Annotated in this window: 25 protein-coding genes; 6 read left to right on the top strand and 19 right to left on the bottom strand. The window is 41.9% G+C overall.

Annotated features, from left to right (window positions below; genetic code table 11):
* Window positions 1-123: 123 nt before the first annotated feature.
* Window positions 124-1,221 carry a M24 family metallopeptidase gene (locus tag IQ19_RS17100; protein WP_144543582.1) on the top strand — a complete coding sequence of 366 codons (1,098 nt, stop codon included), beginning with the start codon at window positions 124-126 and terminating at the stop codon, window positions 1,219-1,221.
* Between the two features lie 261 nt (window positions 1,222-1,482).
* Here the strand turns inward: IQ19_RS17100 and ald are convergent, their stop codons facing one another.
* Window positions 1,483-2,604 carry an alanine dehydrogenase gene (gene ald / locus IQ19_RS17110; RefSeq protein WP_144543584.1) on the bottom strand — a complete coding sequence of 374 codons (1,122 nt, stop codon included), beginning with the start codon at window positions 2,602-2,604 and terminating at the stop codon, window positions 1,483-1,485.
* A 146-nt stretch (window positions 2,605-2,750) separates the two neighbouring features.
* On the opposite strand from ald, the gene IQ19_RS17115 reads away from it, so the two are divergent.
* The gene (locus IQ19_RS17115; RefSeq protein ID WP_144543585.1) at window positions 2,751-4,127 is read left to right on the top strand and encodes a purine-cytosine permease family protein; all 1,377 of its coding nucleotides are present in this window, start codon (window positions 2,751-2,753) and stop codon (window positions 4,125-4,127) included.
* 19 nt (window positions 4,128-4,146) lie between these two features.
* Here the strand turns inward: IQ19_RS17115 and IQ19_RS28140 are convergent, their stop codons facing one another.
* Window positions 4,147-4,314, bottom strand: a complete 168-nt coding sequence (locus IQ19_RS28140) for a hypothetical protein (protein ID WP_199749492.1) — start codon at window positions 4,312-4,314, stop codon at window positions 4,147-4,149.
* Between the two features lie 110 nt (window positions 4,315-4,424).
* Here IQ19_RS28140 and IQ19_RS17120 point away from each other — a divergent pair, with 110 nt between their 5' ends.
* On the top strand, window positions 4,425-4,877 hold the full coding sequence (locus IQ19_RS17120) for a universal stress protein (protein ID WP_144543586.1): 453 nt from the start codon (window positions 4,425-4,427) through the stop codon (window positions 4,875-4,877).
* 65 nt (window positions 4,878-4,942) lie between these two features.
* On the opposite strand, the gene argH is transcribed toward IQ19_RS17120, so the two are convergent.
* Together argH and IQ19_RS17130 are read right to left on the bottom strand one after the other, a co-directional pair.
* Window positions 4,943-6,337 (bottom strand): argininosuccinate lyase, encoded by a 1,395-nt coding sequence (argH, locus tag IQ19_RS17125; RefSeq protein WP_144543587.1) that lies wholly within the window; start codon window positions 6,335-6,337, stop codon window positions 4,943-4,945.
* Entirely contained in the window at window positions 6,334-7,539 is a 1,206-nt protein-coding gene (locus IQ19_RS17130; RefSeq protein WP_144543588.1) for an argininosuccinate synthase, read from the bottom strand. Before IQ19_RS17130 ends, argH begins: the two co-directional genes overlap by 4 nt.
* Before the next feature lie 264 nt (window positions 7,540-7,803).
* Here IQ19_RS17130 and IQ19_RS17135 point away from each other — a divergent pair, with 264 nt between their 5' ends.
* Window positions 7,804-8,118, top strand: a complete 315-nt coding sequence (locus IQ19_RS17135) for a hypothetical protein (protein ID WP_144543589.1) — start codon at window positions 7,804-7,806, stop codon at window positions 8,116-8,118.
* A gap of 36 nt (window positions 8,119-8,154) precedes the next feature.
* Here the strand turns inward: IQ19_RS17135 and IQ19_RS17140 are convergent, their stop codons facing one another.
* The 9 genes from IQ19_RS17140 to sppA form a co-directional block, all read right to left on the bottom strand.
* Window positions 8,155-8,667: a MogA/MoaB family molybdenum cofactor biosynthesis protein gene (locus IQ19_RS17140; RefSeq protein ID WP_144543590.1), complete on the bottom strand. Its 513-nt coding sequence runs from the start codon at window positions 8,665-8,667 to the stop codon at window positions 8,155-8,157.
* 59 nt (window positions 8,668-8,726) lie between these two features.
* Entirely contained in the window at window positions 8,727-9,566 is an 840-nt protein-coding gene (locus tag IQ19_RS17145) for an EcsC family protein (protein WP_144543591.1), read from the bottom strand.
* Window positions 9,567-9,937: 371 nt separating this feature from the next.
* A complete protein-coding gene (locus IQ19_RS17155; protein WP_144543593.1) occupies window positions 9,938-11,125 on the bottom strand; it encodes an acetate kinase in 1,188 nt (395 codons plus the stop codon).
* Between the two features lie 438 nt (window positions 11,126-11,563).
* Window positions 11,564-12,550 carry a class I SAM-dependent methyltransferase gene (locus tag IQ19_RS17160; protein ID WP_144543594.1) on the bottom strand — a complete coding sequence of 329 codons (987 nt, stop codon included), beginning with the start codon at window positions 12,548-12,550 and terminating at the stop codon, window positions 11,564-11,566.
* A gap of 260 nt (window positions 12,551-12,810) precedes the next feature.
* Window positions 12,811-13,311, bottom strand: a complete 501-nt coding sequence (tpx, locus tag IQ19_RS17165) for a thiol peroxidase (protein WP_144543595.1) — start codon at window positions 13,309-13,311, stop codon at window positions 12,811-12,813.
* Window positions 13,312-13,438: 127 nt separating this feature from the next.
* Entirely contained in the window at window positions 13,439-13,900 is a 462-nt protein-coding gene (gene ytfJ / locus IQ19_RS17170) for a GerW family sporulation protein (protein WP_144543596.1), read from the bottom strand.
* A gap of 17 nt (window positions 13,901-13,917) precedes the next feature.
* Window positions 13,918-14,613 (bottom strand): DUF2953 domain-containing protein, encoded by a 696-nt coding sequence (locus IQ19_RS17175; RefSeq protein ID WP_144543597.1) that lies wholly within the window; start codon window positions 14,611-14,613, stop codon window positions 13,918-13,920.
* Between the two features lie 92 nt (window positions 14,614-14,705).
* On the bottom strand, window positions 14,706-15,299 hold the full coding sequence (locus tag IQ19_RS17180) for an RDD family protein (RefSeq protein WP_144543598.1): 594 nt from the start codon (window positions 15,297-15,299) through the stop codon (window positions 14,706-14,708).
* A gap of 14 nt (window positions 15,300-15,313) precedes the next feature.
* Entirely contained in the window at window positions 15,314-16,324 is a 1,011-nt protein-coding gene (sppA, locus tag IQ19_RS17185; RefSeq protein ID WP_144543599.1) for a signal peptide peptidase SppA, read from the bottom strand.
* Between the two features lie 241 nt (window positions 16,325-16,565).
* Between sppA and IQ19_RS17190 the strand changes: the two genes are divergently transcribed.
* Window positions 16,566-17,366 (top strand): NAD kinase, encoded by an 801-nt coding sequence (locus tag IQ19_RS17190; RefSeq protein WP_144543600.1) that lies wholly within the window; start codon window positions 16,566-16,568, stop codon window positions 17,364-17,366.
* Between the two features lie 260 nt (window positions 17,367-17,626).
* On the opposite strand, the gene rarD is transcribed toward IQ19_RS17190, so the two are convergent.
* The 6 genes from rarD to IQ19_RS17220 form a co-directional block, all read right to left on the bottom strand.
* Window positions 17,627-18,559, bottom strand: a complete 933-nt coding sequence (gene rarD, locus IQ19_RS17195) for an EamA family transporter RarD (protein ID WP_144543601.1) — start codon at window positions 18,557-18,559, stop codon at window positions 17,627-17,629.
* Window positions 18,560-18,703: 144 nt separating this feature from the next.
* On the bottom strand, window positions 18,704-20,299 hold the full coding sequence (locus IQ19_RS17200) for an amidohydrolase (RefSeq protein WP_144543602.1): 1,596 nt from the start codon (window positions 20,297-20,299) through the stop codon (window positions 18,704-18,706).
* Between the two features lie 93 nt (window positions 20,300-20,392).
* Window positions 20,393-21,982: an acyl-CoA synthetase MbcS gene (mbcS, locus tag IQ19_RS17205; protein WP_144543603.1), complete on the bottom strand. Its 1,590-nt coding sequence runs from the start codon at window positions 21,980-21,982 to the stop codon at window positions 20,393-20,395.
* Between the two features lie 419 nt (window positions 21,983-22,401).
* Window positions 22,402-22,605, bottom strand: a complete 204-nt coding sequence (locus IQ19_RS17210) for an alpha/beta-type small acid-soluble spore protein (RefSeq protein WP_144543604.1) — start codon at window positions 22,603-22,605, stop codon at window positions 22,402-22,404.
* A 138-nt stretch (window positions 22,606-22,743) separates the two neighbouring features.
* Window positions 22,744-23,949: a tRNA uracil 4-sulfurtransferase ThiI gene (thiI, locus tag IQ19_RS17215; RefSeq protein WP_199749493.1), complete on the bottom strand. Its 1,206-nt coding sequence runs from the start codon at window positions 23,947-23,949 to the stop codon at window positions 22,744-22,746.
* A 2-nt stretch (window positions 23,950-23,951) separates the two neighbouring features.
* Window positions 23,952-25,094 (bottom strand): cysteine desulfurase family protein, encoded by a 1,143-nt coding sequence (locus IQ19_RS17220; RefSeq protein ID WP_144543606.1) that lies wholly within the window; start codon window positions 25,092-25,094, stop codon window positions 23,952-23,954.
* Between the two features lie 348 nt (window positions 25,095-25,442).
* Here IQ19_RS17220 and brnQ point away from each other — a divergent pair, with 348 nt between their 5' ends.
* Window positions 25,443-26,786, top strand: coding sequence for a branched-chain amino acid transport system II carrier protein (gene brnQ, locus IQ19_RS17225; RefSeq protein WP_144543607.1), 1,344 nt, complete (start codon window positions 25,443-25,445; stop codon window positions 26,784-26,786).
* Window positions 26,787-26,805: the final 19 nt, after the last annotated feature.

The raw sequence follows: 26,805 nt of genomic DNA on the forward strand, positions 1-26,805 counted from the left end.
AACGAAAAACGGGTTAATCCTGCCTCCAATTTAAATATATACCCAAATTAATAGCCATTAAAAAGTTTACTTTTTCTTATTTAGTTGCTACTCTCAAGGTAACAGTACATAAGGAGGTTCAGTATGAACAACAGATTACAGAAACTATCACAGTGGATGAAGGATAATGATATACAAGTCAGCTTTGTGACATCACCAGATAATGTCTTTTATTTGAGCGGCTTTTTAAGCGATCCGCACGAACGCTTGCTTGGGCTGGCCGTTTTTCAGGATGAAGAGCCTTTCCTTGTATGCCCGGCCATGGAAAAAGAGGATGCCAAAAACGCAGGCTGGAGCCACGAAATCATTGGCTACAGCGATATCCAAAACCCATGGGAATTTATTCAGAAATCCATACATAGCAGAATGGGCAAAGTGGAAAAAGCAGCTATCGAAAAAGAACATATGAATGTGGAACGATATGAAGCAATTTCAAATCTGTTCAGAGGAGCAGCATTTGTTTCAGCAGAAGAAAAACTCCGGAAGCTTCGAATGGTCAAAGACGAAAAGGAAATGGAAATCATTCGCGAAGCCTGTGCATTGGCTGACTTTGCCATCGAAACAGGCTGTGCTGAAATCCAGGAAGGAAAAACAGAGCTTGAGGTATTAGCTGCTGTTGAATATGCTTTAAAGAAAAAAGGCGTAAACGAAATGTCTTTTTCTACAATGGTGCTTACAGGTGCAAATGGAGCTTCCCCTCATGGAACACCTGGAATGACAAAAATCCAAAAAGGGGATTTAGTGCTTTTTGACCTGGGTGTTGTCTGGAATGGATACTGTTCAGATATCACAAGAACCGTTGCATACGGTGATATTAACGATAAACAAAAGGAGATTTATGATACCGTTTTAAAGGCACAGCTTGCGGCTGTTGAAGCAAGTAAGCCGGGAGTGCCTTGCTCTGAAATAGACTTAACGGCAAGAAATCTGATTGCAGAAGCCGGCTATGGAGATTATTTTCCACATCGATTGGGCCATGGACTTGGTGTAAGCGTGCATGAATACCCTTCGTTAACCGAAACCAATTCACTTCTCCTTGAGGAAGGCATGGTTTTCACGATTGAACCGGGCATCTATGTTCCAGGCGTTGCCGGCGTCCGGATTGAAGACGACCTTGCCGTAACAGCAGACGGAGTCGAAACTCTGACCAAGTTTCCGAAAGAACTTCAAATCATCAAGTAGGCTATGAAAATCAAATACGATCTTGAAAAAGGGATTCTTTTTGTGGATGGCAAAGAATACGAAGGAAATATAACAGATCCAGCAGGATGCCGAAAATGCAAAGGCCCGCTGGTCTATTCGGATCATTTTGATGCCACACTCTGCCCTTCCTGCAACGAGTGGAAAGAAAGTGCATGCAGTGATCCCTCATGTAAATACTGTTCAGCCCGCCCAGAGAAACCCATAAAAAATCCGGAGGTTTAAGACTCCGGATTTGTTCATTTATTGCTGCACCAGCTGCGTCCTGGTATCTGAATAGTCAAGATTATGTGCTTCGGCTACTGCTTTGTATGTCACATAGCCGTTCAATGTGTTAATGCCCTTCATTAGGGCCTCGTTCTCCAAGCATGCCTGCTTGTAGCCTTTATTGGCAATTTGAACTGCATACGGGACCGTTACATTTGTCAATGCAAGTGTCGAAGTGCGCGGAACAGCACCAGGCATATTTGCAACAGCATAATGGACTACACCATGCTTTTCGTAGGTTGGATTATCATGTGTTGTAATTTTGTCAGTTGTTTCAAAAATCCCGCCCTGGTCAATGGCAATATCCACAACAACAGAGCCGTAGCTCATCGTCTTGATCATTTCCTCTGTTACAAGCTTTGGCGCTTTTGCCCCGGGAATCAGGACAGCCCCGATCACTAGGTCAGACTCCTTAACAGCTTCCGCAATGTTGTAAGGATTTGATATTAGTGTTGTCACTTCTTTTCCAAAAATATCATCAAGCTGGCGAAGACGTTCAGGGTTTAGATCGATAATCGTAACCTTTGCCCCAAGGCCAATGGCCATTTTTGCCGCATTGGTTCCCGCGACACCGCCACCGATAATTGTTACTTTTCCGCGCTGGACACCCGGTACCCCCGATAACAGAATTCCTTTTCCTCCGTATACCTTTTCTAAAAATTGTGCCCCAACCTGGGCTGCCATCCTCCCGGCTACTTCACTCATTGGAGTAAGCAAGGGTAGTGTCCGATTTGGAAGTTGGACGGTTTCATAGGCAATGCCGGCCACTTTTTTCTCAATCAAAGCCCGTGTCAGTTCAGGTTCTGCAGCCAAATGTAAATATGTAAACAGAATTAACCCTTCACGGAAATAGGCATATTCACTTGGAAGCGGCTCTTTTACCTTCATAACCATCTCCATTGACCACGCTTCTTCTGCAGTTTGAACAATTTTTGCCCCAGCATTTACATAGTCTTCATCGAGAAAGCCCGAACCTGTTCCTGCACCAGTTTCAATGTAAACCTCGTGCCCAAAGCGGATTAGGTTGACGACACCAGCCGGCGTCATTGCTACCCTGTTTTCATTGTTTTTTACTTCTTTCGGTACCCCGATACGCATGATGCATACCTCCTGTAAAATAGAATTCTTTATCCACTTATTTGGCTTTTCTATCGGAAAATATACCAGTGGGGCAAAAATATTGCCCTTTCTGGAATGTCCTCAGGTAGAATGAAATTAATGTATTTTAAGAAAGGAATTTTCTAATGCCATCTTCCGATAAAAAGCAGTCAACCTTATTTCCATCCATAGAAAGATTCGGTCTGGAGGCGGTTCCTGCCGAATTAAAAACGACCAAATGGTATGATTATTTTTATTTGCAGGCGGCTTTTTCCGTTAATTCCGGAAATTTTCTTGTTCCCGCGCTCGCTGTTTTGACGGGCGGCCTCTCCTTTTTTGCGGCTGTTGCATCAACGATTATGGGGGCTGCCGCTGCTTTCCTTTTTGTGTCTTTGTTATCACTGCCTGGCTCCAGGCATGGAATACCAGCCCAGTTTGCCATTAGATCCATACTTGGCACTGCTGCGGCAAGGTATATCTCTTCTCCTATCCGATCGGTGACGTCCCTTTATTGGTTCTCTGTCCAGGCAATCGGCGGATCTGCAGTCCTGATCAGTTTGCTGGAGAAAGCTTTTGAAATTAAGCTGCCGTTAGTGCTTGTATCGGTACTTCTGGCAGGATTGATGGGTTTGCTTGCCTTGATTGGCTTTGATGCAGTCAAGAAAGCTATAAAATATTTTATGCCATTTTTAATCATTGGGCAGGTTGTCCTTTTTGTACTTTTTATAAAAGAACTTTCCAGCATCCAATCTTTTGGCTTCTTATCGCATTCTCAATGGAGCTTTGGATCGTTCTTTCTGTATTCATCTCTTGTTTTTATTCAATATGTTTCCGGGGTGAGCGCATCTTCCGATATGGCCCGTTATGCTGCATCAGCAAAAGGATCCTTTTGGGGATTGTTTGCAGGCAACACATTTGGCTTCTCCATTACTGCTATACTGGGAGCTTTATCCGCATCCCTATTCGGTGAATGGAATCCCTTTGTTTCGGCTAGCAGCCTTGCGTCCTCCAGCTGGGTATTGCTTCTCATTTTTATTTGTGCCATGACATCCATGCTTTCCATAAACATGAACAACGCTTATACAGGTGGATTTAGCCTATTAAATATCTTTCAAAACCTGGGCAGAGTAAAAAGTACACTTATATTTGGAGCTGCTGCCGTTGTTCTCAGCTGTTTTCCTGCAGTTGTGAATAAAGCACAGGAATATATATCCATACTCGGTATTTTTATTATTCCGATTTCCGCTGTTATCATAGCAGACTTTATATTCGTAAAAAAAGGCACTCTTTCAGAAGAACATCTAACAAAGCTGTTTATCAGCCAATCTGATCAGAACCGAGAAGGGCTTATAGCGATCATTTTCGGCGCACTGGTATATCTTGCCCTGCCCGATCTTATCTCACCCGGATTCCTCTCGTTTTTCTTAACTGGTTTCGGATATTTTATTTTTCACAGATATATAAGATTAAAAGATCGCCGCCAATTAAAAAGACAACAAAAACAAAAGCTGTCATCGTCATGACAGCTTTTTGGAATCTTCTTTATTGTAATCTTCCTTCATTGCGTTCCTGTGCTTCCATGTCAAAATGCGCGTTCGACTGGTCAATAACACCGCTGTTATAGGCATTCATAATTTGTGCGCTTACCTCATTCGTACCCTGCTCATCGTATAAATATGGTGACTGTGCTTTCGGTTCCCGCTTTTCCATGTCATCTGCTCCTTTTTAAAAATTTTTCATCAGCTTTACTATTGTTCGATTTTTTGTTACAGATATTCACATTTGGCAGCTGTATAATATAGGTAAAGGAGGAGATTAAAATGGGCATGAAGTATAAGAACATATTAGTTGCCGTAGATGGTTCAACTGAAGCAGAATGGGCGTTTAAAAAAGCAATTGAAATTGCTAAACGGAATAATGCCTCTATGGTATTGGCACATATTATTGATACCCGCACTTTTGCCACTGTAGAAGCTTATGACCGCACGATTGCTGAAAGAGCTGACCGCTTTGCAACTGAATTAATGGAAAAATATAAAAGAACTGCAATGGAGGCTGGTATTGAAAATGTAAGATTCGAAATCGATTACGGTTCTCCAAAAGTGAAGATTCCAAAAGATGTTGCCAGAAAGCATAACGTGGACTTAATCATTTGCGGTGCTACCGGCATGAATGCAGTTGAACGATTCCTGATCGGCAGTGTTTCTGAACATATTACCCGCTATGCCCGCTGTGATGTCCTCGTTGTAAGAACGGATAAAGAAGATGAGTAAGCCTTATATAAAAGAAAGGACGCTGTTTTAAAAACAGCGTCCTTTCTTTTATATAGAAATAATAATTAGTTCACATCCTGCTCTTTTTTCGCAAGGAACTTCTTAGCTTTTTCAATAGCAATATTCACTTGCTTAAAGCCGGTTCCCCCAGCGCTATTTCTTCTTTTGACAGCTGTATAAGGATCCAGGACTTCATATATATCTTCTTCGAACAATGTATTGGCCTTCTTAAATTCATCAAGCGGCAAATCTCCAAGGAAGCAGCCTTTTTCTACACAAGTAAGTACAAGCTTGCCGACGACCTCATGGGCTTCCCTGAAGGGAATTCCTTTATCTGATAGGTAATCAGCCAATTCAGTGGCATTGGAAAAATCATTTTTTGTCGCTTTTTCCATTTGCTCATTTTTTACCTTCATCGTACGGATCATTCCGGCAAAGATTTTTAGTGATCCGGTAATAGTTTTAACCGTGTCAAACATGCCTTCCTTGTCTTCCTGCATATCCTTGTTATAGGCAAGTGGCAGACCCTTTAGCACCGTAAGCAAACCCATTAGGTTTCCGTATACACGTCCGGTTTTGCCGCGTATAAGCTCAGCCATGTCAGGATTTTTCTTCTGCGGCATAATGCTGCTGCCTGTCGCAAAGCTGTCATCCAATTCAATGAATTGAAATTCCTGGCTTGACCAAAGGATGAATTCTTCGCTTAGGCGAGAAAGATGCATCATCAGAATGGAGCTTGATGATAAGAATTCAAGGATAAAATCTCGATCGCTGACAGCATCAAGGCTGTTTTCATAGATGCCTTCAAAACCGAGCAGATCAGCAGAATACTCGCGGTCGATCGGAAAAGTCGTTCCGGCAAGCGCACCGGCACCCAGCGGAGAAAGATTGATTCGTTTCAAGCTTTCTGCAAAGCGTTCTTTATCGCGCTCGAGCATCCAGAAGTAGGCCATTAAATGATGTGCAAAGGAAATCGGCTGGGCTCTTTGCAGATGTGTATATCCTGGCATAATGGTTTCTACATTTTTTCCAGCCTGCTCAATCAGCTCTTCCTGCATTTCATTAATCAATTCAACAATCAGCTTAACCTGTTTGCGCAAGTATAGGTGCATATCGGTTGCCACCTGGTCATTTCGGCTTCTTGCTGTATGGAGCTTTCCACCGACCGGCCCTGCCAATTCAGTCAGGTAGCTTTCAAGATTTAAATGGATGTCTTCCAGTTTTACGGAGTAAGACAGTTCGTCATTAGCAGCTTTCTCCTTCAGCTGCTGCAGGCCATTTTTAATTTTAGCTGCTTCGTCCTCTGTAATAATTCCCGTTTTGGAAAGCATGGCAACATGGGCCATGCTTCCCTCTATATCTTCCATTACTAATTCCTGGTCAAATGAAATCGAGGCTCCGAATTCATCTACCCATTCTTCAGCAGATTTCGTGAATCTGCCGCCCCATAATTTTTTCACACTGTCACCTTCTTGTTTTGTACGATGCTTTGAACTTTAGTCGGCAAGCCCCATAGCTTGATAAAGCCAACTGCCGCATTATGGTCAAACTCATCCTCAGATGTATAAGTAGCCAGTTTTTCATCATATAGAGAATACGGAGATTTTCTGCCTTCTACAATAGCATGCCCTTTAAACAGCTTGACTCTTACTGTACCTGTAACGAAGCTCTGCGTTTCCTTAAGGAATGCAGCCAATGCATTATTCAGCTGTGAGAACCACAGGCCTTCATAAATAAGCTCAGCAATTTTTTTCTCTATAACCGGTTTAAAGTGAGCCACTTCTTTTACTAGTGTTAAATCTTCTAGCTCTTTATGAGCTTTAAGCAATGTCATTGCACCCGGGCATTCGTAAACCTCGCGGGATTTGATGCCGACAAGGCGGTTTTCTACATGATCAATACGTCCAACACCGTGTTTGCCAGCAAGCTCGTTCAGTTCGACAATAAGCTCGGAAAGCTGCATTGCTTTTCCATTTAAGCTGACCGGAACTCCCTTTTCGAATCCGATTTCAACAGTATCAGGTTTATCAGGAGCTTTTTCCAATGAAACTGTTAAATCGTATGCATCTTCCGGAGGAGCTGCCCATGGATCTTCAAGCACTCCACATTCATTGCTTCTTCCCCATAAATTTTGGTCAATGCTGTATGGAGAATCCAGGTTGATTGGAATTGGAATATCATTTTGTTTTGCATATTCAATTTCTTCTTCACGTGACCAGCTCCACTCACGAACCGGAGCCAATACCTGTAGGTCAGGATTTAGAGCCTGAATGGCTACTTCAAAACGAACCTGGTCGTTCCCTTTACCTGTGCATCCATGTGCAACAGCAACAGCGCCTTCTTTTTCTGCCACTTCAACTAGCTTTTTGGCAATCAGCGGACGTGAAAGAGCAGAAATCAATGGATATTTATTTTCATAAAGTGCATGTGCCTGAAGTGCAACAAGTGCATATTCATTAGCAAACTCTTCTTTCGCATCAATTACATATGACTGGACCGCTCCAACAGACAAAGCTTTTTTTTGGATAAAGTTCAGGTCTTTTCCTTCACCGACATCCAGGCAGCAGGCAACGACTGAATAACCTTGTTCCTGAAGCCATTTAATAGCAACTGATGTATCTAAACCGCCTGAGTAAGCTAGAACTACTTTATTATTTGACATTTATATTTCCTCCTCGTGAATATACGTATAAATATACAACAAAATTATGTTTTTATTCATTTATTATTCTCTTACTTTAACAACCTTTGTTTTAAAAATCAATAGCTATTCTTAAAAATGTATAAAAATTAACAAAAAAACTTTAAAACCCCTCTATGACGCCCCTTGAATGGCGAGCTTTTTAGCCTTAAACATAATAACTCATGGAAGCTTTAATAGCTTTATAGTAAAATGAAAGCAAGATCATTGTTTGGGGGCTTTATAATGGAGGAGCATTTTTCACAAGATAATCGGCTTGGCATCCCTATTCCGGATTTTGACCGCGAATGGGATGAATATTCCCGGAAAACGCAGCAGGTGATTTTGTTTCAGTGGGAAAGAATTAGAGGCAGTATTCCAGATCGAATTGCTGAGCTTGAAGCGAATATAAACAGGAAACAGGCTGAGCTGTCGGATGAAGGCAATTTCGAAAGATCGTGCAAACTAAACAGCGAAATTTCCGAGCTCGCATCAGTTATAAATGATTTATGGCTCTGGTATAGAACCAATCAGGATATTACAGGAAAAATGCATTCATAAAAAAATCCTTTCCCAAACGGAAAGGATTTTTCTTATTTATAAGTCTTTCTTCAATTCCCTGACAACATGTCCAAGTTCAGGAAGTATCAGCTTATTCATGGCAAGACGTACTGCCCCGGAGGACCCTGGGGTTGAGAATACTGCTTTATTTTTTACTGTGCCGGCAGCTGCTCTTGAAAGAATGGCTGCCGAGCCGATATCCTCCGTGTAGCTTAACATACGGAAGAGTTCGCCGAATCCGTCTATTTCCTTATCAAACATATCTCTCACTGTTTCAATTGTGACGTCTCGCAAAGCGATTCCCGTACCTCCGTTAGTGAGCACAACATCTATATTGGGGTTTTCGCACCCTTTTAACACTGCCTTGCGGATCGGACCAGATTCATCTTTTACAATCACATAATCAGCAATGATATGTCCTGCTTCTTCCAATAGCTGGATCATCAGCTTGCCGCTTTTATCCGTATCTTTTTCCCTTGTATCGCTGACCGTTACAATTTTACATCTTACTTTTTTTGGCGCTTCCTTTTTATGCTGGAATGTACTCATTTAGCATCACCTTTGCTTATTTTCCTAGTTAGCTTCAGTCGTTTCGCCTATCTAAATTCTCAGCTGCGCTTTTTCTTTTCCTGCAAATACCTCATTTTATAATACTTATGGGCGAAATCTGTAACTTTTCTTGTCAGCTGGTAATTGGCTCCTGCTCCAATTGCCATGCTGATAAAAGGAATCCCTTGAACCGACTTTTTCCGGAAAAAGTAAATAGCCATCGCTTTGAACAGCTGCTTCATTGGCTGCTCAACCCACGTAATATCGGTTAGATCTTCCTTCCCTTCATAGAAATAGAACTCTTCCTGATTTTGGAGCTCATACATTAATTCTTCCCAGGAACTTCCCTGCATTCGAGGCGGAAGGGTGGCAGCATGGAAAACCTTAAGAGAACTCATCATTTCGTATGGAGTATTGACTTCGAAACCATAGGTCATGGCTATAAGCTGTACAGCCCGAAGATTAATGACAGCCATTGCGGGAATATCTGCACCAAGCATCAGAGAGCTGCCTGTACCGGCAATTCCTCCCTGAGCAAAAGAATATAGCCGATGGCGCGCTATCTGCTGCTGTGCTATGTATTGAAGCTGGTCGATATTTAATGCTTTTAGATCTCCAATTGTCTCAATATCAGAATGAAAGACACGGCCTGCAGTCAAAATACGTTCTTTGGCATCCATCTGCAGCTGTGACCCCTGGATAAGTGCATGAAGATGGAACAGCCAGCTGTCCAGGGCTGAAAAAAACTGCTGCTGCGCCTCTTCAGGCAACAGTGAAAAAGACCTTTCCAATGACTTGTCATAGACCAACTCCAAATCATTCGGTTCATAGCTATACAATTTACTTTCCCAGTCACGAATTCCGGCCAAAACACTATTTTCCCGTTCACTCAATGGCATCGCAATTCCTCCCAAAAACTTCTTATTGGTCTCAGTATAGCATAACTAAGTTGGTAAATTCTCCTTCTACCTGCTTGCATTATTAATGTAAAGGCTGTATTAAAGCTCAATTTGATTTCTGCACTTTGTTGATTGGAGCGGAAGGCGCTAATCCCGAAAATGCATTCGCATTTCCTTCGTGCGGTGTTTATACAAGGAAGCTTATTCAAAGTCCTGTGGGAGTTCGGATCAAAGGGAGACCCCGCAGGCTTAATGCTTGAGGAGATTCCCGGACAGCCCGCGGAAAGCGAGCGCATGGAGCGCAAATCAACCGGCAATTTAACAGAGCCCATACAAAAAAGGCAAGAGCGCAATGCTCCTGCCTAAGTTTATTATTTAGCCAATCTCACAACATCGCGAGCAATCATGACTTCCTCATTTGTAGGGATGATCATGACTTTTACTGGTGAGTGAGGATAGTTGATGAACGCTTCTTCACCGCGTACCTTGTTCAAAGCTGGATCCCAGTATACGCCCATGAATTCAAGTCCCTGAAGGACACGCTCACGGATAACATCACTATTTTCGCCGATTCCAGCTGTGAAGATGATTGCATCTACACCATACATGCGGGATGCATAAGATCCGATATATTTGTGGATTCTGTTGGCAAATACTTCAAGAGCCAATTCCGCTCTTTCATTCCCTTCCACAGCTTGGGTTTCAATATCGCGAAGGTCGCTTGAGAAGCCTGAAACGCCAAGCATACCGCTCTTTTTATTAAGTATATCCAGAACTTCATCTGCATTCTTACCCGTTTTTTCCATAATGAATGGAATGAGGGCCGGGTCAATATTACCTGATCGGGTTCCCATTGTTACACCTGCAAGGGGAGTGAATCCCATTGAGGTATCAATAGACTTTCCGCCTTCAATAGCAGTAATACTTGCGCCATTTCCCAGGTGGCAGGAGATAAGGCGAAGCTGTTCAAGCGGACGGCCAAGCATTTCTGCCGCACGTTCTGATACATATTTATGTGATGTGCCATGGAATCCATATTTACGTATGCCATATTTCTCATAATACTCATATGGCAAACTGTATAAGAATGAACTTTCAGGCATTGTCTGGTGGAATGCTGTATCAAACACAGCAACAGCCTGCACATTTGGAAGCACCTGCTGGAATGCTTTAATTCCAGTGATATTTGCTGGATTGTGAAGAGGTGCAAGCTCGGAAAGCTCATCGATTTTCGCAAGTACTTCATCTGAAATGATAACAGAATCATTAAATGCTTCTCCGCCGTGAACGACACGGTGGCCGATTCCTTCAATTTCATCCAGTGATTGAATGATTCCAAGATTCGTTAATTTATCAAGCAGAATTTTAACAGCTATATCATGATCAGGAATATCTGTAACTTCCTTAATTTTTTCGCCATTAACGGAAATGTTGAAAACCGCGTTATCCAATCCAATGCGCTCAATTAAACCTTTTGTGATAACTTCTTCGCTCGGCATTTCAAAAAGCTGAAATTTCAATGAGGAACTGCCGGCGTTAATTGCTATGATTTTTGCCATAAAGCAACCGCTCCTTTAGATGATGTTCAAATAGTCCGGGAAAAATAGCGGTCGAAAATCTGCGTCAGTTTGCTTCTCCGCTGCTCACGTATCAAAAACATACGTTCCGCTGCTCAAAGTTTCACTTCCTTGATTTTCTCGGCTCTTTTTGTCCTCCTCTTTGAACTCATACTTTTATATAAAAAACATCTGTGAGATGTCAAAATGGTACAAACTTATTTTGTACAACGGACATCATTAATATCTCTCAATTCCCCATTTAAACACTGTCAGCGGCACATTTCAAGAAATACCTTGCAATGGTATCGTTTTCATGTTAAATTAAATATTTTCTGAATTTCTGATACTTCGCTATATTAAGAAGACTATTGAGAAGACAGACTCCGTGCTATACACGAAAAAGAAGCCAGCTTTAACAGCACGGCTTCTTCCTTTTGTTTATTGTTTACTTTCTTTATACCAGGCATCAATTTTCTTAAGGATTTTTTCCACTTCTGTTGTTTTCGATAAGCTTGGCAGATTAACCAGAAGAGCCTGTTTAGGAGGAGTAACTCCTTCCCCTTTCTTCTGGAGAATGAAAATGCTTTTAGCTGCTTTTTCATTTTTGAACATGGTAAGTGGGAGCTGCATTAAACCTTGGATATAAGCATTTTCCTTTAAGTACTCGTGCAGCTTCGGTGCTTGTTCGCTTTCAAACATGCCATTTGGAATGATGAAAAATAAAAATCCGCCCGGCTTCACATGATTAATGCTTTGCTCGATAAACAGGTGATGAGAGTAGGAATGCCCTTCATCTGCCTTTAGTTTATACTCAGCCGATCTGACATCATTTGGATAATAACCAATAGGCAAATCACTGACCACTGCATCCGCAGCTTCGATAAACAGCGGTTCAAGGCTATCCTGGTTGAAAAACTGGATCGGATGTTCCTGCAGATTGGCATTAATATAGGCGAGCTTAATTAATAGGTCATCAATTTCCACACCGGTTGCTTCAACTGTTTTATCTTTTTGGTGGTTCATCACGGTTGTTAATAAATTCCCTGTCCCCACTGCCGGATCGAGAAGGCGGAAAGATTTTTCCTGGACAAACTTATCAACCAGATAGCCAATTAGCATACCCACAGCATCCGGGGTCATTTGGTGATTGGGCTGCACGTTTTCTTTCATTCCTTTTAAAATCGATAGCTGAAAGGACTTTCTGATTTCCTCTTTTGTATAATCGCTCAAGTTAACGGATTCATAGCTCTTCTTTAGCCTTTTTACCGTCAATTCGCTCAGTTCTTCCTGAAGAATGCTTTCATGGAAAAGATTTTCCCCCGTTTCAGCAAGAGCTTCCAAATATGTACACTGCAGTTCTTCCTGCATGATTGTTGCCGTTTCATTAAAAATTGTAAATAAATCCTCAACCGGAGCTATTTTCACAGCATATTCCTCCCGTTCTTATTCTATTTTCCTATTTTAACGGGCTTTTGTGCCATTCACAAGTTTAGTGCTAAGTTCGATACTGGTTTATCCGCTAATATTTAATTTTATCTGTAAAAAATCGAATATAACCGCGAAATTTTTGATTTATCCGCGAAAAATGAAATATAACTGCGATAGTCTGATTTTATCCGCAAAACCATTCTTTTAGCCCGAAAAAACCAAAGCCCCGGAAAAATATCCGGGGCTTCATCATTCTATTATTTGGCTTGCTTGGCAGCTTCTACTGCTGCTTCGTAATTTGGATGATCCGTTGCTTCACTTACGTATTCTACATAAGTAACAGTGTCATTTGAATCAACAACAAAAACGGCACGAGCCAATAGGCGAAGTTCTTTGATTGCAACTCCGTAAGCTTCCCCGAAAGAAAGGTCGCGGTGATCTGAAACAGTTTGGACGTTTTCAATGCCTGCTGCTGCACACCAGCGCTTTTGAGCAAAAGGAAGATCCACGGATACTGTAAGAATCTTTACGTTATCAAGCTTAGCAGCCTCTTCGTTAAAACGGCGTGTTTGTGCATCACAAACGCCTGTATCGATTGAAGGAACCACACTGATTAAACGAACTTGCCCTTTTGAATCAGCAAGTGTTACCTCTGAAAGGTCGTTTGCCAACACCTTAAATTCAGGAGCTTTATCTCCTGCCTTTACTTCATTTCCAAGCAATGTTACCGAATTTCCTTTAAATGTAATAGATGCCATATAAATCATCCTCCTTAATCACTTATGTACAGTGTAAATCATATCTTTTCAGAATCTTTTTTGCAATTATTAAGGGTAAGATCCAAGAAAAAAGTTAACTCCCCTTAAGAAAGTTAACTTTCTTCTATTAAATATCAAGGTCTTTTTTAGGGCCATTATAGTCTTGGCTGTTTTGATTTTGGCTTTGCTGATTCCCATTGCTGTTATCATTGTTCTTGTTGAACATTTGCTGAATCTTATCGACAGCCTGAGGGGCAAGGTCAAGAATTTTCTCATATAAATGAGTACTTTCATCAAGGTGGACCATTTTCACCCCATGGGAGTTAACAATTAAAAATGCAATCGGGGTGATGGAGACACCGCCTCCGCTACCTCCGCCAAAAGGGTGGCCCTTCTGCTCGCCTGAAGGCCCGTCAAGCATAAACTCGCTTCCTCCTGCCGCAAAGCCAAAGCCTACCTTCGAAACAGTTAAAATCACACTGCCGTCTGGGGTTTCAACAGGGTCTCCAATTATGGTGTTAACATCAATCATTTCCTTCAGGTTTTCCATTGCAGTAGTCATAAGCCCTTGAATTGGATGGTCAGACATAAACTGCTCCTCCTCTTTTAGACAGATTTTGTACCATCATCAGATAAGGCAGAGAGCGGCTTTGTTTTGAAATCAGGCCGTCCGCCTTTCCAATATTTAATCAGTTTAATTCCTGCTAACATAGCATGCCCGACACGAAAATGAATCATACATGAAAAAGCTGTTTGTGAAACGGCAAATTGAAAATGGGGAGTGACCGTGATATCGGGCGGTGCTTTCAGTTTCATATAGTGGCTGACCAACCCGATAATGCTGCCTTTAATCGCCCAAAGTGCTCCGGTAAGCATACCTGTATGGGCTGCATCCCCGATTCCTGCAAAAGTATGCCATTCAAGTTTCCTGATGGTCACATGGCGAAGGAATTTTCGGATGATCCGATGAAGTGACACAATATGGTTTATCAGTTCTTTCGTATCATGCAAGCTATTAATAAGATCCTTTGCAGAGAATTGCTCCGTCTTTTTATTTGTTGCGTCTTCCTGCGTCCCGGCGGCTTTCTTTTCTTCAACAACGAGTGTTGGGGAGTTGTCATCGACTTTTATAAGCGGGACTTCAACCTTGTACCTGATCAGCCCGAACCATGCTTTGAATTGAATCTTTAAGTGATCATTATCATTTCCGTGATAAAAATGAAATAATACTTTTAGCTTCGTTACCATAATTAAAATAAAAAGAATTATAAGGGCAATTACGGCGATCAGCAGCCACTTCACTTTTTTCACCCCTTTCAGCCTTGTATTATGCCCAATTGGATAAAAATAAACCTGCCACCATATGGGTGACAGGTTTATTTACAATTACCTTATTATGGTTGCTGCATCTGCCTTTCATGAACAACAGAGGTGTCAGCAAAGAGATCATGCAGGCCTTGTTTTTTCGGAAGGAAGGCGACGATCACATAGCCGATAAAAATGGTCATAGATATAAAACGCCCAATCCATTCACGGAAAATAATCGTGCCCCATGTTAGCTTTTTGCCTTCGAGACCAACTACCTTCAACCCAAAGACCATTTTACCAAGTGTCTGGCCAAAGAATTTTGTCATTAGCACAAAGTAGGCGTAAAAAGTAATGGCTGTTGCTATCGTAATCGGTGCAAATAAACTGTTTTCATTTAAAGGGATATCCATTGCCCTGAAGATCGGATTGATCAAAATCCTATCAATACTGCTAACAACAACTAAATCTAAAAGATAAGCCCAAAATCTCATCCAAAATCCGGCAAACCTCATTGGATCTGCTGTTTTTTGATCTGGGAGGAAGCTTCTTTGTTCAACAGCCTGCCTACCTACTAGAGCTTTTTCATGTTGGGAGTTTCGTAAATCGGTATCTCCATCTTTATACAATAGATCTGAATCGGATTTTACAAACTCTTTTTCATTCGGGTCATTTGAAGTCATTTATTCGCACCTCCCTATTCAGCATAAAGATACATTAAGCGCGGTGAATTTGGCTGGGACAGCATTTTCATTAATCCTGCCATTTCAAGATCTTCGCCCATGATTTTGCGCGCGCCTATGCTGAACAATGAACCGAAGCCAAGATTCTCGGTATACTCTACAACCTGCGCACCTTTTAAATTATGGTCTTTCTTTAATTGTTCAATCACATCATCGTCATAACCAAAGCCGTCAATCAGGTTTAGCTCCTTCGCCTGGCGTCCGTCATAGATGCGGCCATCTGCGATTTCTTTTACCTTTTGCTCAGGAAGGCTCCGGCCTTCCGAAATTACTTTAACAAAGCCCTCATAGGAATTGTTGATCATGGATTGCAGGATCTTTCGTTCTTCTTCCGTCATATCCCTGGTTGGGCTCATTATATCTTTATAAGGGCCGCTCTTGATGGTAACAAACTCAACACCATATTTTTCAGCCAGCCCGGCATAATTATAGCCTTGCATAATGACGCCAAGGGAACCCGTCAATGTTTCAGGGCTGGCAAAAATTTTATCAGCCGGAGCGGAAATATAATATCCCCCTGAAGCAGCCATGGACCCCATCGATATGTAAACCGGCTTCTTTGTTTCCTTCTGGATTTCCACGATCTTATCATGAATTTCCGCGCTTTCAACTACCCCTCCGCCAGGGGAATTAACGCGAATCATAATGGCTTTTACAGCATTATCATCTTTAACATATTCGAGATTTTCCATAAAGCCCTTGTGATTGTATCCCGGACTCGCAAATAAAGAAGCAGCGTCTCCCGTATCCTGAATAACCCCATTCACATCCAGGACAGCAATTTTTTTCATTTCATTCCCTTCCTCAATCACTTCCTCCATAAATGCCTCATTGGTGCCGGCAAACAGATCCGTAACCGAACTTTCAATATCTGTAAAAGCAAATGCCGTGACAAAATTCAGCACGACCGAAAAAACAAACAAACCAGCCGCTATCCCCAGAGCAGCCCAACGTTTTCCATTCATTGAATATCCTCCTTTTAATCATCGCTCTCCATATCATAATCAGCCAGAGTTACATAACCATAAACTGATTATTAAGGCAAACCAATCCGTCACATATTCTTCATACGTATAAACTTTTAAAATGTTTCAAAAACAGGTAAACTGAATTCAACAACCATAATCATAGCAAAATATGAATTATATGGGAAAGAAAAGCCATGTATTAGACTTCTTATATAACCTATTGTTTGGAGGAATGAATATGCCTACACGCCGCAACATTTATTTTTATCACAAACGAGACGACGAAATGATGGAAAAAGTCAGCCCTCTATACAATCTGGCTAAAGAGCATAATTTTAATATCGTAACTGATTACAAGCAAGCAAATATCATTGTAAGCATTGGAGGAGACGGGACGTTTTTGCAGGCAGTCCGCAAAACCGGCTACAGAGATGATTGCTTATATGCGGGTATCTCAACTACCGGCAGCCTGAGCCTCTATTGTGATTTTAATTTGGACGACACTGCAAAAATGGTGGAAGCAATGACATATGAACAAGTGGAAGTAAGGCGCTATCCAACCATCAATGTAACGGTTGATGACCAGACATCTTTTCAGTGCTTAAATGAATTCAGCATCCGGTCTGCCATTATTAAAACATTTGTAATTGATGTATTTATTGATGATCTTCATTTTGAAACCTTTAGGGGAGACGGAATGATTGTTGCCACACCGACCGGAAGCACTGCCTATAACAAGTCTGTTAATGGCTCTGTGGTTGATCCAATGCTTCCTTGTATGCAGGTGAGTGAACTGGCATCTCTTAATAACAACCGCTATCGTACGCTCGGTTCCTCTTTTATCCTGAGCGGAAACCGCAAATTAACTTTAAGGGTTGTCCAGGACGGCAACGACCACCCTACTATGGGCATGGACAATGAAGCTCTAAGCATCCAGCATGTAGAAAAGATTGATATAATACTCAGTGAAAAAATCATCAAAACCGTAAAACTTAAAGACAATTCTTTCTGGGAAAAAGTGAAGAGATCATTTTTGTAAAAAGGCTGCATTAAAGTTCATGTTGATTTTAGCACCCTGCTGGTTGGAGCGGAAGGCGCGGGATCCCCGAATTTACACAGCATTTCCTTCGTTCGGTTTAAAATCGGGGAAGATGGAGCGTGTCAAGGAAGACCCCGCAGGCGCCCCCGCCGTGGAGCGTCGGACCGCCCGCGGTTCACTGAGCTTCTTGAGTGGAAATCACTGGTAAAAATAACAGAGCCATAAAAAAGAGTTTCGCAAAATCATGCGAAACTCTTTTTCTAAATACCAACATCTCTGCCACGTTTCCATTTTGTTTCCAAATGAATAAAAAGCTTTGTCCTTGAGATCGAATAAATGGTCAGTGCAAGCCAAATGCACATAAACGAAAGCAGATGAAGCTTTGTAAAATGCTCATGGTACATAAACACACCGAGGATTAATGTGATAGTCGGAGCAATATATTGCAAAAATCCAAGCATGGACATCGGTATCTTTTGGGCGCCTTTTGCAAAGTACAGAAGCGGTATTGCAGTTGCCGCTCCAGCCCCAATAAGAAGCAAGTCGGTGCTTGCTGAAACATTTAAGAAAGCTTGTTTTTCATTTATAAAAAGAGAAATCATATACAGGAATGCAATAGGAGTTACCACAAGCGTTTCGAGTGTAAGGCCAATGGCGGAGTCTACTTTTATCAGCTTTTTTGTTAAGCTATAAAGGCCAAAGGACAGAGCCAGAACAAAAGCAATCCACGGGAAACGTCCGTAGCTTAAGGTTAAGATCATTACTCCCGCAAACGCCAGCCCAAAAGATACATATTGGGCAGGAGAAAGCTTTTCTTTAAAAACAATCATTCCAAGCAGGACACTTACAAGCGGGTTTATATAATAGCCCAGGCTTGCCTCGATCATTTGGTCCGTGTTAACCGCCCAAATGTACAAAAACCAGTTTGTACTGATTAACAGCGAAGCAATGACAAGAGCATAAAGCTGCTTTCTGTTGGTCCGGAACCCTTTTAGTGTCGTAATGAAAGAGTGCCGCTTCTTCGTGGCCAGCAGAATAAACAGCATAAAGAACAACGACCAAATAACCCGGTTTGCTAAAATCTCATCTGCATTGACATGATTTAAATACTTCCAGTAAATCGGCAGGATTCCCCACAAAAAGTAAGCGAACCCGGCATAAAGAGCACCCATTTGCACTTCATTATTTTTCATTATCATTGCCTCAATTCTTTCTAGTATCGAAATATTAATATTATAAGTCGAACGGAAAAATGTTGGCAATCTTTTTTTCCTTAAACGGGTACCAGGTATCTATACCAGTTCAGCGAAGTGGTATAGGTACCTGGTACTTAAAATTTATGCATCATAAACAATTTTGCCGTCAATTACCGTTTTATCGACGGTTATATCCGCAATTTGCTGCTTCGGTATTTTAAAGATGTCTTCTTTTAATATGGTGAAATCTGCAAAATAGCCTTCTTTGATTATTCCAAGGTCGGATTCGTGAGATGCGGCAAAGGCACTTCCTTTGGTGAATAAGCTCACTGCCTCGTAAACAGATAGTGCTTGGTTTGGATAATAAACTGTTGTATTGGGATCATCGATATTGGTTCTTGTGACAGCTGCATGGATGCCGAGAAACGGATTGGCCGGTTCGATTGGCGCATCCGAGCCGCCTGCACAAGGTACTCCTTCCTCTAAAAGAGTTTTCCAGGCATAACAGTATTCCATATTTTCTTCGCCAATGCGGTCAATTACCCAAGGAAAGTCGGATGCTGTAAACCTTGGCTGGATATCCAGGATTAGAGGCAGCTTTTTAGCCCTGTCAATCAGATCCTTCCGCAAAATCTGCGCATGGATTAGCCTATCTCTTCCCATTCCTTTTAAAGGATGCTGTTCAATCGCATTTAATGCCATTTCAAATGCAAGATCCCCAATCGTATGGATCGCAACAGGCATTTCATGCATACGTGCTTTTTCCACAAGGATATCAAGCTGCTCCTGGGAATAAATAGCGACTCCCGATGTGGAGGGGTCGTCAGCATATGGATGGCTTAACAGAGCTGTTCTCCCTCCAAGGGCTCCATCGGCAAAAATCTTCATTGCCCCGAACTCTATATGTTCGCTCCCCCCCAAAAAGCTTCCTCCTGCCTCCACCATATCTTCAACAACCTCGTGGTGGACAAGAAGATGGGCGCGAAACGGCATTTCATCTCCCTCGATTACCTGTTTGAAAGCCTGATAGGTTTGGCCGAAGCCTCCATAATAATTGAGATCCTCTGTATGTCCGCCTGTTAGTCCCAGTTTATAAGCATCGTTTATAGCTGCATGAAGCGCCTTCTTTAAATAGTTTTCCGAAACAATTGGAAGGACATGAAATAGCAGCTCCTGTGCCTGGTCTTTTAATAGTCCATTGGGCTTTCCCTGTTCATCTATATCAATAACTCCCCCAGGAGGGCACTCTGTTTCTTCTGAAATATTAGCCTTTTTCAGACCAAGCGAGTTGACTGCCAGTGCATGTCTGCATACACGTTTAAGCATTACAGGGTGATTAGGCACAACCTGATCCAGTTCATGGGCGTATATAGGTTCAGGCTGTTCCCAAAGGTTCTCGTTCCAGCCTTCGCCTATTACCCAATCCCCTTCCTCAACTGTTTCTGAGAATTGCCTTACTGCCATGAGAACATCCTGCTTGGAGGTATGTTTTGAAAGATCCAGCCTAATCAGCCTTTCGCCATGCCCGATCAAATGCATATGGCTATCCACAAATCCTGGAAGCATTGTGCTCCCATTCAAATCTATTTCTTCCTGTATTTCTTCTTTATACTTTTCCTTTAAGTCGCGGAAATCGCCAAGCTCAACGATTTTGTTTCCTTTTGTATAAACGGCTTCTGTCTGATGATTTTCTTGCTGGAGGGTATAAATAGTACCCCCGTGCCATAGCGTTCCCATAAATCTTTTCCCCTTTACCATACTAAAAATTTCATTTTCACATAGTATAACAAAAATACAGGCGGATTTCCCGCCTGTATTTTTATATTGGGTTTAGTTTTGTGCTGAAGCTGTTTCCGCTTCTTTTTTCCTTAATTCAACTCGCATAATTTTTCCTGATGTTGTTTTAGGAAGCTCGGTTAAAAATTCGATTTTGCGTGGATATTTGTATGGCGCTGTCAGCTCCTTCACATGCTCCTGAAGAGCTGATACAAGGTTTGGATCGTTTTGGTCAACGCCATCCCTTAATACAACGAAGGCCTTGACAATACTTCCGCGTACCTCATCCGGACTGCCGACAACTGCACATTCAGCTACATACGGGTGCTTTACCAGAGCATCTTCAACCTCAAAAGGCCCTATGGTATAGCCAGAGCTTATAATAATATCATCGCCGCGCCCTTCAAACCAGAAGTATCCGTCTTCATCTTTTTTTGCTTTATCTCCAGTAATATAGTAATCCCCGCGGAATTGCATAGCCGTTCTTTCCGGGTCCTTATAGTAATTTTTAAATAATGCAGGCGTTTCTACATGGACAGCAATATCGCCTACTTCGCCTACAGCACAAACTTCTCCGTCCTCATTTACAATTTCAACCCTGTTGCCAGGAGTCGGTTTGCCCATCGAGCCTGCTTTAAGCTCCATTTCTTTTGTAATGCCGACAAGCAGGGTATTTTCTGTTTGGCCATAGCCATCACGCACGTTTACATTAAAATGCTTTTTAAATGTATCAATCACTTCGCGGTTCAGCGGCTCTCCAGCTGAAACAGCACTATGGAGATCCGGAAGCTTATATTCATGGATATTGTCCACCTTTGCCATAAGCCTGTATTCTGTAGGCGTACAGCAAAGGACATTTACCTTATAATCCTCTAAAAGCTGCAAATATTTTTTCGGCTCAAACTTCCCATTGTACACAAGGCCAGTAGCACCTGAACCAAGGACGGAAAGGAACGGGCTCCAAATCCACTTTTGCCAGCCAGGTCCTGCTGTCGCCCATACTGTATCTCCTTCTTCAATGCAAAGCCAGTTCGGTGCAGCTGTTTTTAGATGGGCGAATGCCCAGCCATGTGTATGTACAACACCTTTCGGATTTCCTGTGGTTCCTGATGTATAGGATAGGAACGCCATATCATCCCTGGTTGTATCTGCCAATGGCAGTTCGTCGGAAGCCTCATTCATTGCCTCGTCCAGTTGGATCCAATCCTCCGCTTGGCCCCCAATCACAAATTTCGGAATGCTGCCTGCTTCCTTCATATCTTTAAATTGATCCACATATGGATAATAACTTACAATACCTTTAACATCCCCATGATTAATTCGGTATTGAAGGTCTTTTGTACGGAGCATCTCCGAACTCGGTATCACGACAATTCCGGCTTTTAATGAAGCAATGTATACTTGATATGCTTCAATCAGCCTTGGAACGATAATGAGAATAACATCTCCCTTTTGTAGACCGTTTTCTAAGAAAACGTTTCCAATTTTGTTCGCATTACGGAGAAGCTCTCTGTATGTAACCTCTTTTTTCTCTCCCTGCTCATTTTCCCATTTGATTGCAAGCTTATCCTTATCCCCGGCATAACGCTCCATTTCTGATACGAGATTGTATTTCTCCGGTGCAATTAGATCTTCCCGTTTCATCAAATCTCCCCCTAACAATGTCTTTTGCTGATGCCTTGACCTGAGATGCTGTTCTATAGAAATTATTATACTAAATTATTCTAAAATTTTAAATTATTTATTTTTTGAAAAATATTTTCTGTTTTACCATAGGACTTGCCTGTTGATTCTGCTCAAGAAGCCAAGCCAACCGCAGCGGCCAGGGAGCCTCCTCGGCCCGCGGGCCTGCGGGGTCTCCCTATGAAACGCTTTTCCCCGCAGGACATTGAACCATCATCGCCGAATAAACACCGCACGAAGGAAATGCAAATGCATTTTCAGGAGTCGTACCCTTCCGCTCCAATCAACAAATGGCCAAAATCAACAATGAGCTTTAACATAGCTTAAACATAAATAAGGAGCAGGAAAGAATTCCTGCTCCTTGTAGCCATATTATTTAATTATTTTTGGAAACCGCCCATTTGCTGTTCAGCCATTTGAACTAAGCGCTTAGTGATTTCTCCTCCTACTGAACCGTTAGCGCGAGAAGTAGTTTCTGCACCTAGGTTTACACCGAATTCAGTAGCGATTTCGTACTTCATTTGGTCTAGAGCTTGTTGAACTCCAGGAACTAGAAGTTGGTTTGAGCTGTTGTTGTTTGCCATGTGATTTCACCTCCTTGTGAGTATAGAATGTGTAGAATCACATGGCCATATTCAAATATTTACTGGTAATTATTGTATTATTCACAATAAGAATCTTGCAGTACAGCAGCGTATTCCGGACCTAAAAATCCAACAAGATTAGAATAGATCTTCAAAAGACTCTTCCTTGCCTGATTGAGGCTTAATGATCATCTTCTCTGTATTCTCAACCGCTTTTGCAATAAGAGGCTCGAAATCAACAAAGCTTTCAAAGTGACGGACTTTGTCCCGTTTCGGCTTTGTCTTTGGAGAAGCCGGAACAAATACCGTGCAGCAATCTTCAAAAGGCCTGATGGATATATCATGTGTATTAATCTTTTGAGCAATCTCAATGATTTCGGATTTATCCATTGTAATTAGGGGCCTGAGGACAGGAGTGTTCGTTACATCATTAATGGCGTACATGCTCTCCAGCGTCTGGCTGGCCACCTGGCCAAGGCTTTCCCCTGTTATGATGGCAAGCCCGTCATTTTTCCTTCGGATTTCATCTGTAATCCGAAGCATTAGGCGCCTTGTGGCTGTCATTGTATAATTTTGGGGAACCTGCTGCTGAATCAGCTGCTGGATTTCTGTAAATGGAACAATATGAAGTGCAACTGCCCCCGTAATATTTGACAATTTTTCCGTAAGATCAATGACTTTCTGCTTTGCTCGTTCACTTGTAAAAGGCGGGCTGTAAAAGTGGACAGCTTCCACCTCCAGGCCTCTTTTCATGGACAAATAACCGGCTACAGGGCTATCAATCCCCCCAGAAAGCATCACCATCGCCTTGCCGCCGGAACCAGCTGGAAGGCCTCCTGCTCCTTGGAACGTTTCGCACGATAAATAGGCAGCTTCTTCCCGAATTTCAATTTGGAGGTTAATATCCGGCTTTTTAACGTTTACCTTCAAGCCCGGTACATTTTTTAGCAAATGCCCGCCAAATTCATGATTGAGTTCGTCTGTATTTAAAGGGAAACTCTTATCGGCCCTCTTCGCTGTGATTTTAAATGTCTTTCCTTCTTCATACTTTTTTTGAAACAAGGCCAGCGCAGCATCCTTCATCGCTTCCATATCTTTATTAGTTTTAACAGCCGGGCTGAAGGATTGGATCCCAAACACACCCTTAAGCCGTTCTGAAACCTCCTTGCCATCTGCACCATTCAGAATGACATACATACGGTCTCTGGTAGCCTCAATTTTGATTCCGGTAAAATCATGAAGTACATTGGATATGCTTTTCCTCAATTTATCTACAAACTTATTGCGGTTCCTGCCTTTTGTGGAAATTTCTCCATATCTTATAAGAATTCGATCATAATTTATCATTATTTCATAACCTCTCTTAGCCGATTAACAGTCTCTTTCACTGCCACTATAAAAGTTGCGGCTTCTTCCAGTGAATTTCCATAAGTCAAACTGACCCTTATGGCACTTTTTGCATCCTTTTCCGGAACTCCGATTGCAATCAGTGTACTGCTGGCAGCCGCTTTCTTTGACGAGCAAGCACTTGTCGTGGAAACATAAATGCCCTTCTCTTCAAGAGCGTGGACAAATACCTCAGCTTTAAACCCTTTTATGGAAAAATTAATAATATGCGGAGCAGAATGGCTTTCAGGAGTATGGACAGTGATATCCTCCATTTTTCCAAGTTCCTCCATAAGGAGCTTTTTAATAGATAAAAGCCGATCAAGAAATTTTTCCTTGTTATTCATCGTAAGTCTCAATGCCTTTGCCATCGCCACAATGCCGGCTACATTTTCTGTACCGCTTCTTTGCTTCCATTCCTGATTCCCACCTGAAAATAATGGTGAAAGACGGATGCCATCACGGATGTACAGGGCCCCATTTCCCTTTAAACCGTGAAATTTATGGGCCGAAATGGTACACAGGTCCACATTGGCTTCATAAAGATCAAGCGGAACCTTTCCAATCCCCTGAACATCATCCACATGGAATACAATTTTCGAATGCTTTTTCAGCAGCTTACCTATTTCATTAATGGGCTGAATAGTACCTATTTCATTATTTACATGCATAACCGATACTAAAATCGTTTCGGATGTTATCTCTTTCTCAATATCCTCCGCACTTACAATTCCGCTGCTGTCTGGCGGTATAATCGTAATACGGTAGCCCAAGTCCCGGAGCTGTGCTATGGTTTCACTAACTGAAGCATGCTCTACTGCCGTTGTAATAATATGGCGGCCCCTGTTCCTGTGCATTAATGCCGTACCCTTTATAGCCAAATTATTGCTTTCTGTCCCTCCTGAGGTAAAATAAATTTCATTATGCTGGACATTCATCAATTGAGCAATTTGTTCCCTTGCCTGCTTCAAAAGCCTTTCTGCCTGGCCTCCCATGCCATGCAGTGAAGATGGATTTCCATAGTATTCCGAAGAAACCTTTATAAATGAATCAAGCACTTCTTTATATGGTTTTGTTGTTGCACTGTTATCAAAATAAATCATGGTCTTCTCCTTCCGTTGCGAAAACCCTTTTGCCAACTGTAAATCATATCATAACCTGCTCCGAATGAAAACGTATTTGATTACATCCATATAAATGATTGATAATGATAGGAAATGGCACTTTATTAAATTATTCAAATTTGCCCTTTTTTAGTAAGTGAATGAATTTATTTCTCTGTGGAAGGCTGTTAAATGTTAGACTTACAGCATTGATTGTTTACTTGGATGTTATCATAAAATACTAAATATTAAGACTTCATTTTTATTCGACAATTTTTTCATTACGTGTGCTAATATGAAAATGTTCTAAACATTAAGAAATAGACCTATCTATTCAGGAGGATATATATGGAGAATAAAACACTAACATCAAAGCAAATTCTGGCGGTTGGACTAATGTTATTTGCTCTTTTCTTTGGAGCAGGGAATATGATTTTTCCTCCTTTCCTGGGCCAGGAAGCCGGAACAAATGTCTGGACTGCCATTGTTGGATTTTTGATTACAGGTGTTGGATTGCCGCTTTTAGGAATTATTGCAATAGCGAAAAATGGAGACTTGCAGACGATTGCAAGCCGTGTACACCCCTTATACGGAATTGTATTTACCATCGTCATGTATTTGGCCATAGGGCCACTTTTTGGAATTCCGCGTACAGGGACTGTAGCTTATGAAATTGGGGTAACTCCGTTCTTGCCTGAAACCGCTTCCAAAAGTGGGTTGCCACTTTTTCTGTATACTGTAATCTTTTTCGGCATCACCGCCTGGCTTTCATTAAACCCTTCCAAATTGGTGGACAGGATTGGCAAGCTTTTTACACCGGCACTGCTCATTATTCTTGCAGTCCTTGTGATAAAAAGTTTGATTACACCGCTTGGTGATCTTAAAGCTCCACAGGGTGCATATGCGGACGGGCCATTTTTTAAAGGATTTATTGAAGGTTATCTGACAATGGATACAATTGCGGCTCTAGTATTCGGGATTGTTGTCATTGGTTCTATTAAAGGAATGGGCGTTACAAATAAACAGGCTCTTATGAAGATATGCATTACAGCAGGACTGATCGCAGCTGCAGGTTTAGCAGCGGTTTATCTATCCCTTGCTTATATAGGAGCGACCAGCATGGATGCTTTAGGAAAAATGGATAATGGCGGCGCTATCCTTTCCGCTTCTGCACAATACCTGTTTGGATCGGCCGGAGCAGCGATACTGGCACTGGCCATTACAGTTGCCTGCCTGACAACTTCTGTCGGTCTTGTCTCTGCATGTGCTCAGTATTTCTCTAAGCTTCTTCCGAAAATTTCTTATAAAACCATTGTGGCCATTCTCTCTTTATTTAGCATGGTCGTGGCAAATATCGGTTTAACTCAGCTGATTCAAATTTCATTGCCAATATTGATCATGATCTACCCGCTGGCAATCGTGTTGATTTTGCTATCCTTTATGCATAATGCATTTAATGGATACTCTTTGGTCTATATAGGTGCTTTAATTCCAACAGGCCTAATCAGTTTTATTGATGGATTAAAAACAGCTGGTATGGATGTAGCATTCATAACGGACTCTCTTCAATTCCTTCCATTCTTTGCCCAGGGAATCGGTTGGCTTGTGCCTGCCATCACAGGAGCCATAATTGGCTACTTCCTGGCTCTGGCTTTTGGGGAATCCAAGAAACCAATTCCTGTTCATGAGTAAACAAGCTTAAGTCCAAAAA

This window comes from Cytobacillus oceanisediminis, assembly GCF_007830235.1.
GTDB classification, from domain to species: Bacteria; Bacillota; Bacilli; order Bacillales; family Cytobacillaceae; genus Cytobacillus; species Cytobacillus oceanisediminis.

Bases quoted from the DNA above. Each gene is read 5' to 3' on its own strand.
- IQ19_RS17100 (WP_144543582.1), top strand. From the start codon at position 124: ATGAACAACAGATTACAGAAACTATCACAGTGGATGAAGGATAATGAT.
- ald (WP_144543584.1), bottom strand. From the start codon at position 2,604: ATGCGTATCGGGGTACCGAAAGAAGTAAAAAACAATGAAAACAGGGTA.
- IQ19_RS17115 (WP_144543585.1), top strand. From the start codon at position 2,751: ATGCCATCTTCCGATAAAAAGCAGTCAACCTTATTTCCATCCATAGAA.
- IQ19_RS28140 (WP_199749492.1), bottom strand. From the start codon at position 4,314: ATGGAAAAGCGGGAACCGAAAGCACAGTCACCATATTTATACGATGAG.
- IQ19_RS17120 (WP_144543586.1), top strand. From the start codon at position 4,425: ATGGGCATGAAGTATAAGAACATATTAGTTGCCGTAGATGGTTCAACT.
- IQ19_RS17130 (WP_144543588.1), bottom strand. From the start codon at position 7,539: ATGTCAAATAATAAAGTAGTTCTAGCTTACTCAGGCGGTTTAGATACA.
- IQ19_RS17135 (WP_144543589.1), top strand. From the start codon at position 7,804: ATGGAGGAGCATTTTTCACAAGATAATCGGCTTGGCATCCCTATTCCG.
- IQ19_RS17140 (WP_144543590.1), bottom strand. From the start codon at position 8,667: ATGAGTACATTCCAGCATAAAAAGGAAGCGCCAAAAAAAGTAAGATGT.
- IQ19_RS17145 (WP_144543591.1), bottom strand. From the start codon at position 9,566: ATGCCATTGAGTGAACGGGAAAATAGTGTTTTGGCCGGAATTCGTGAC.
- IQ19_RS17155 (WP_144543593.1), bottom strand. From the start codon at position 11,125: ATGGCAAAAATCATAGCAATTAACGCCGGCAGTTCCTCATTGAAATTT.
- tpx (WP_144543595.1), bottom strand. From the start codon at position 13,311: ATGGCATCTATTACATTTAAAGGAAATTCGGTAACATTGCTTGGAAAT.
- ytfJ (WP_144543596.1), bottom strand. From the start codon at position 13,900: ATGTCTGACCATCCAATTCAAGGGCTTATGACTACTGCAATGGAAAAC.
- IQ19_RS17180 (WP_144543598.1), bottom strand. From the start codon at position 15,299: ATGACTTCAAATGACCCGAATGAAAAAGAGTTTGTAAAATCCGATTCA.
- sppA (WP_144543599.1), bottom strand. From the start codon at position 16,324: ATGAATGGAAAACGTTGGGCTGCTCTGGGGATAGCGGCTGGTTTGTTT.
- IQ19_RS17190 (WP_144543600.1), top strand. From the start codon at position 16,566: ATGCCTACACGCCGCAACATTTATTTTTATCACAAACGAGACGACGAA.
- rarD (WP_144543601.1), bottom strand. From the start codon at position 18,559: ATGAAAAATAATGAAGTGCAAATGGGTGCTCTTTATGCCGGGTTCGCT.
- IQ19_RS17200 (WP_144543602.1), bottom strand. From the start codon at position 20,299: ATGGGAACGCTATGGCACGGGGGTACTATTTATACCCTCCAGCAAGAA.
- mbcS (WP_144543603.1), bottom strand. From the start codon at position 21,982: ATGAAACGGGAAGATCTAATTGCACCGGAGAAATACAATCTCGTATCA.
- IQ19_RS17210 (WP_144543604.1), bottom strand. From the start codon at position 22,605: ATGGCAAACAACAACAGCTCAAACCAACTTCTAGTTCCTGGAGTTCAA.
- IQ19_RS17220 (WP_144543606.1), bottom strand. From the start codon at position 25,094: ATGATTTATTTTGATAACAGTGCAACAACAAAACCATATAAAGAAGTG.
- brnQ (WP_144543607.1), top strand. From the start codon at position 25,443: ATGGAGAATAAAACACTAACATCAAAGCAAATTCTGGCGGTTGGACTA.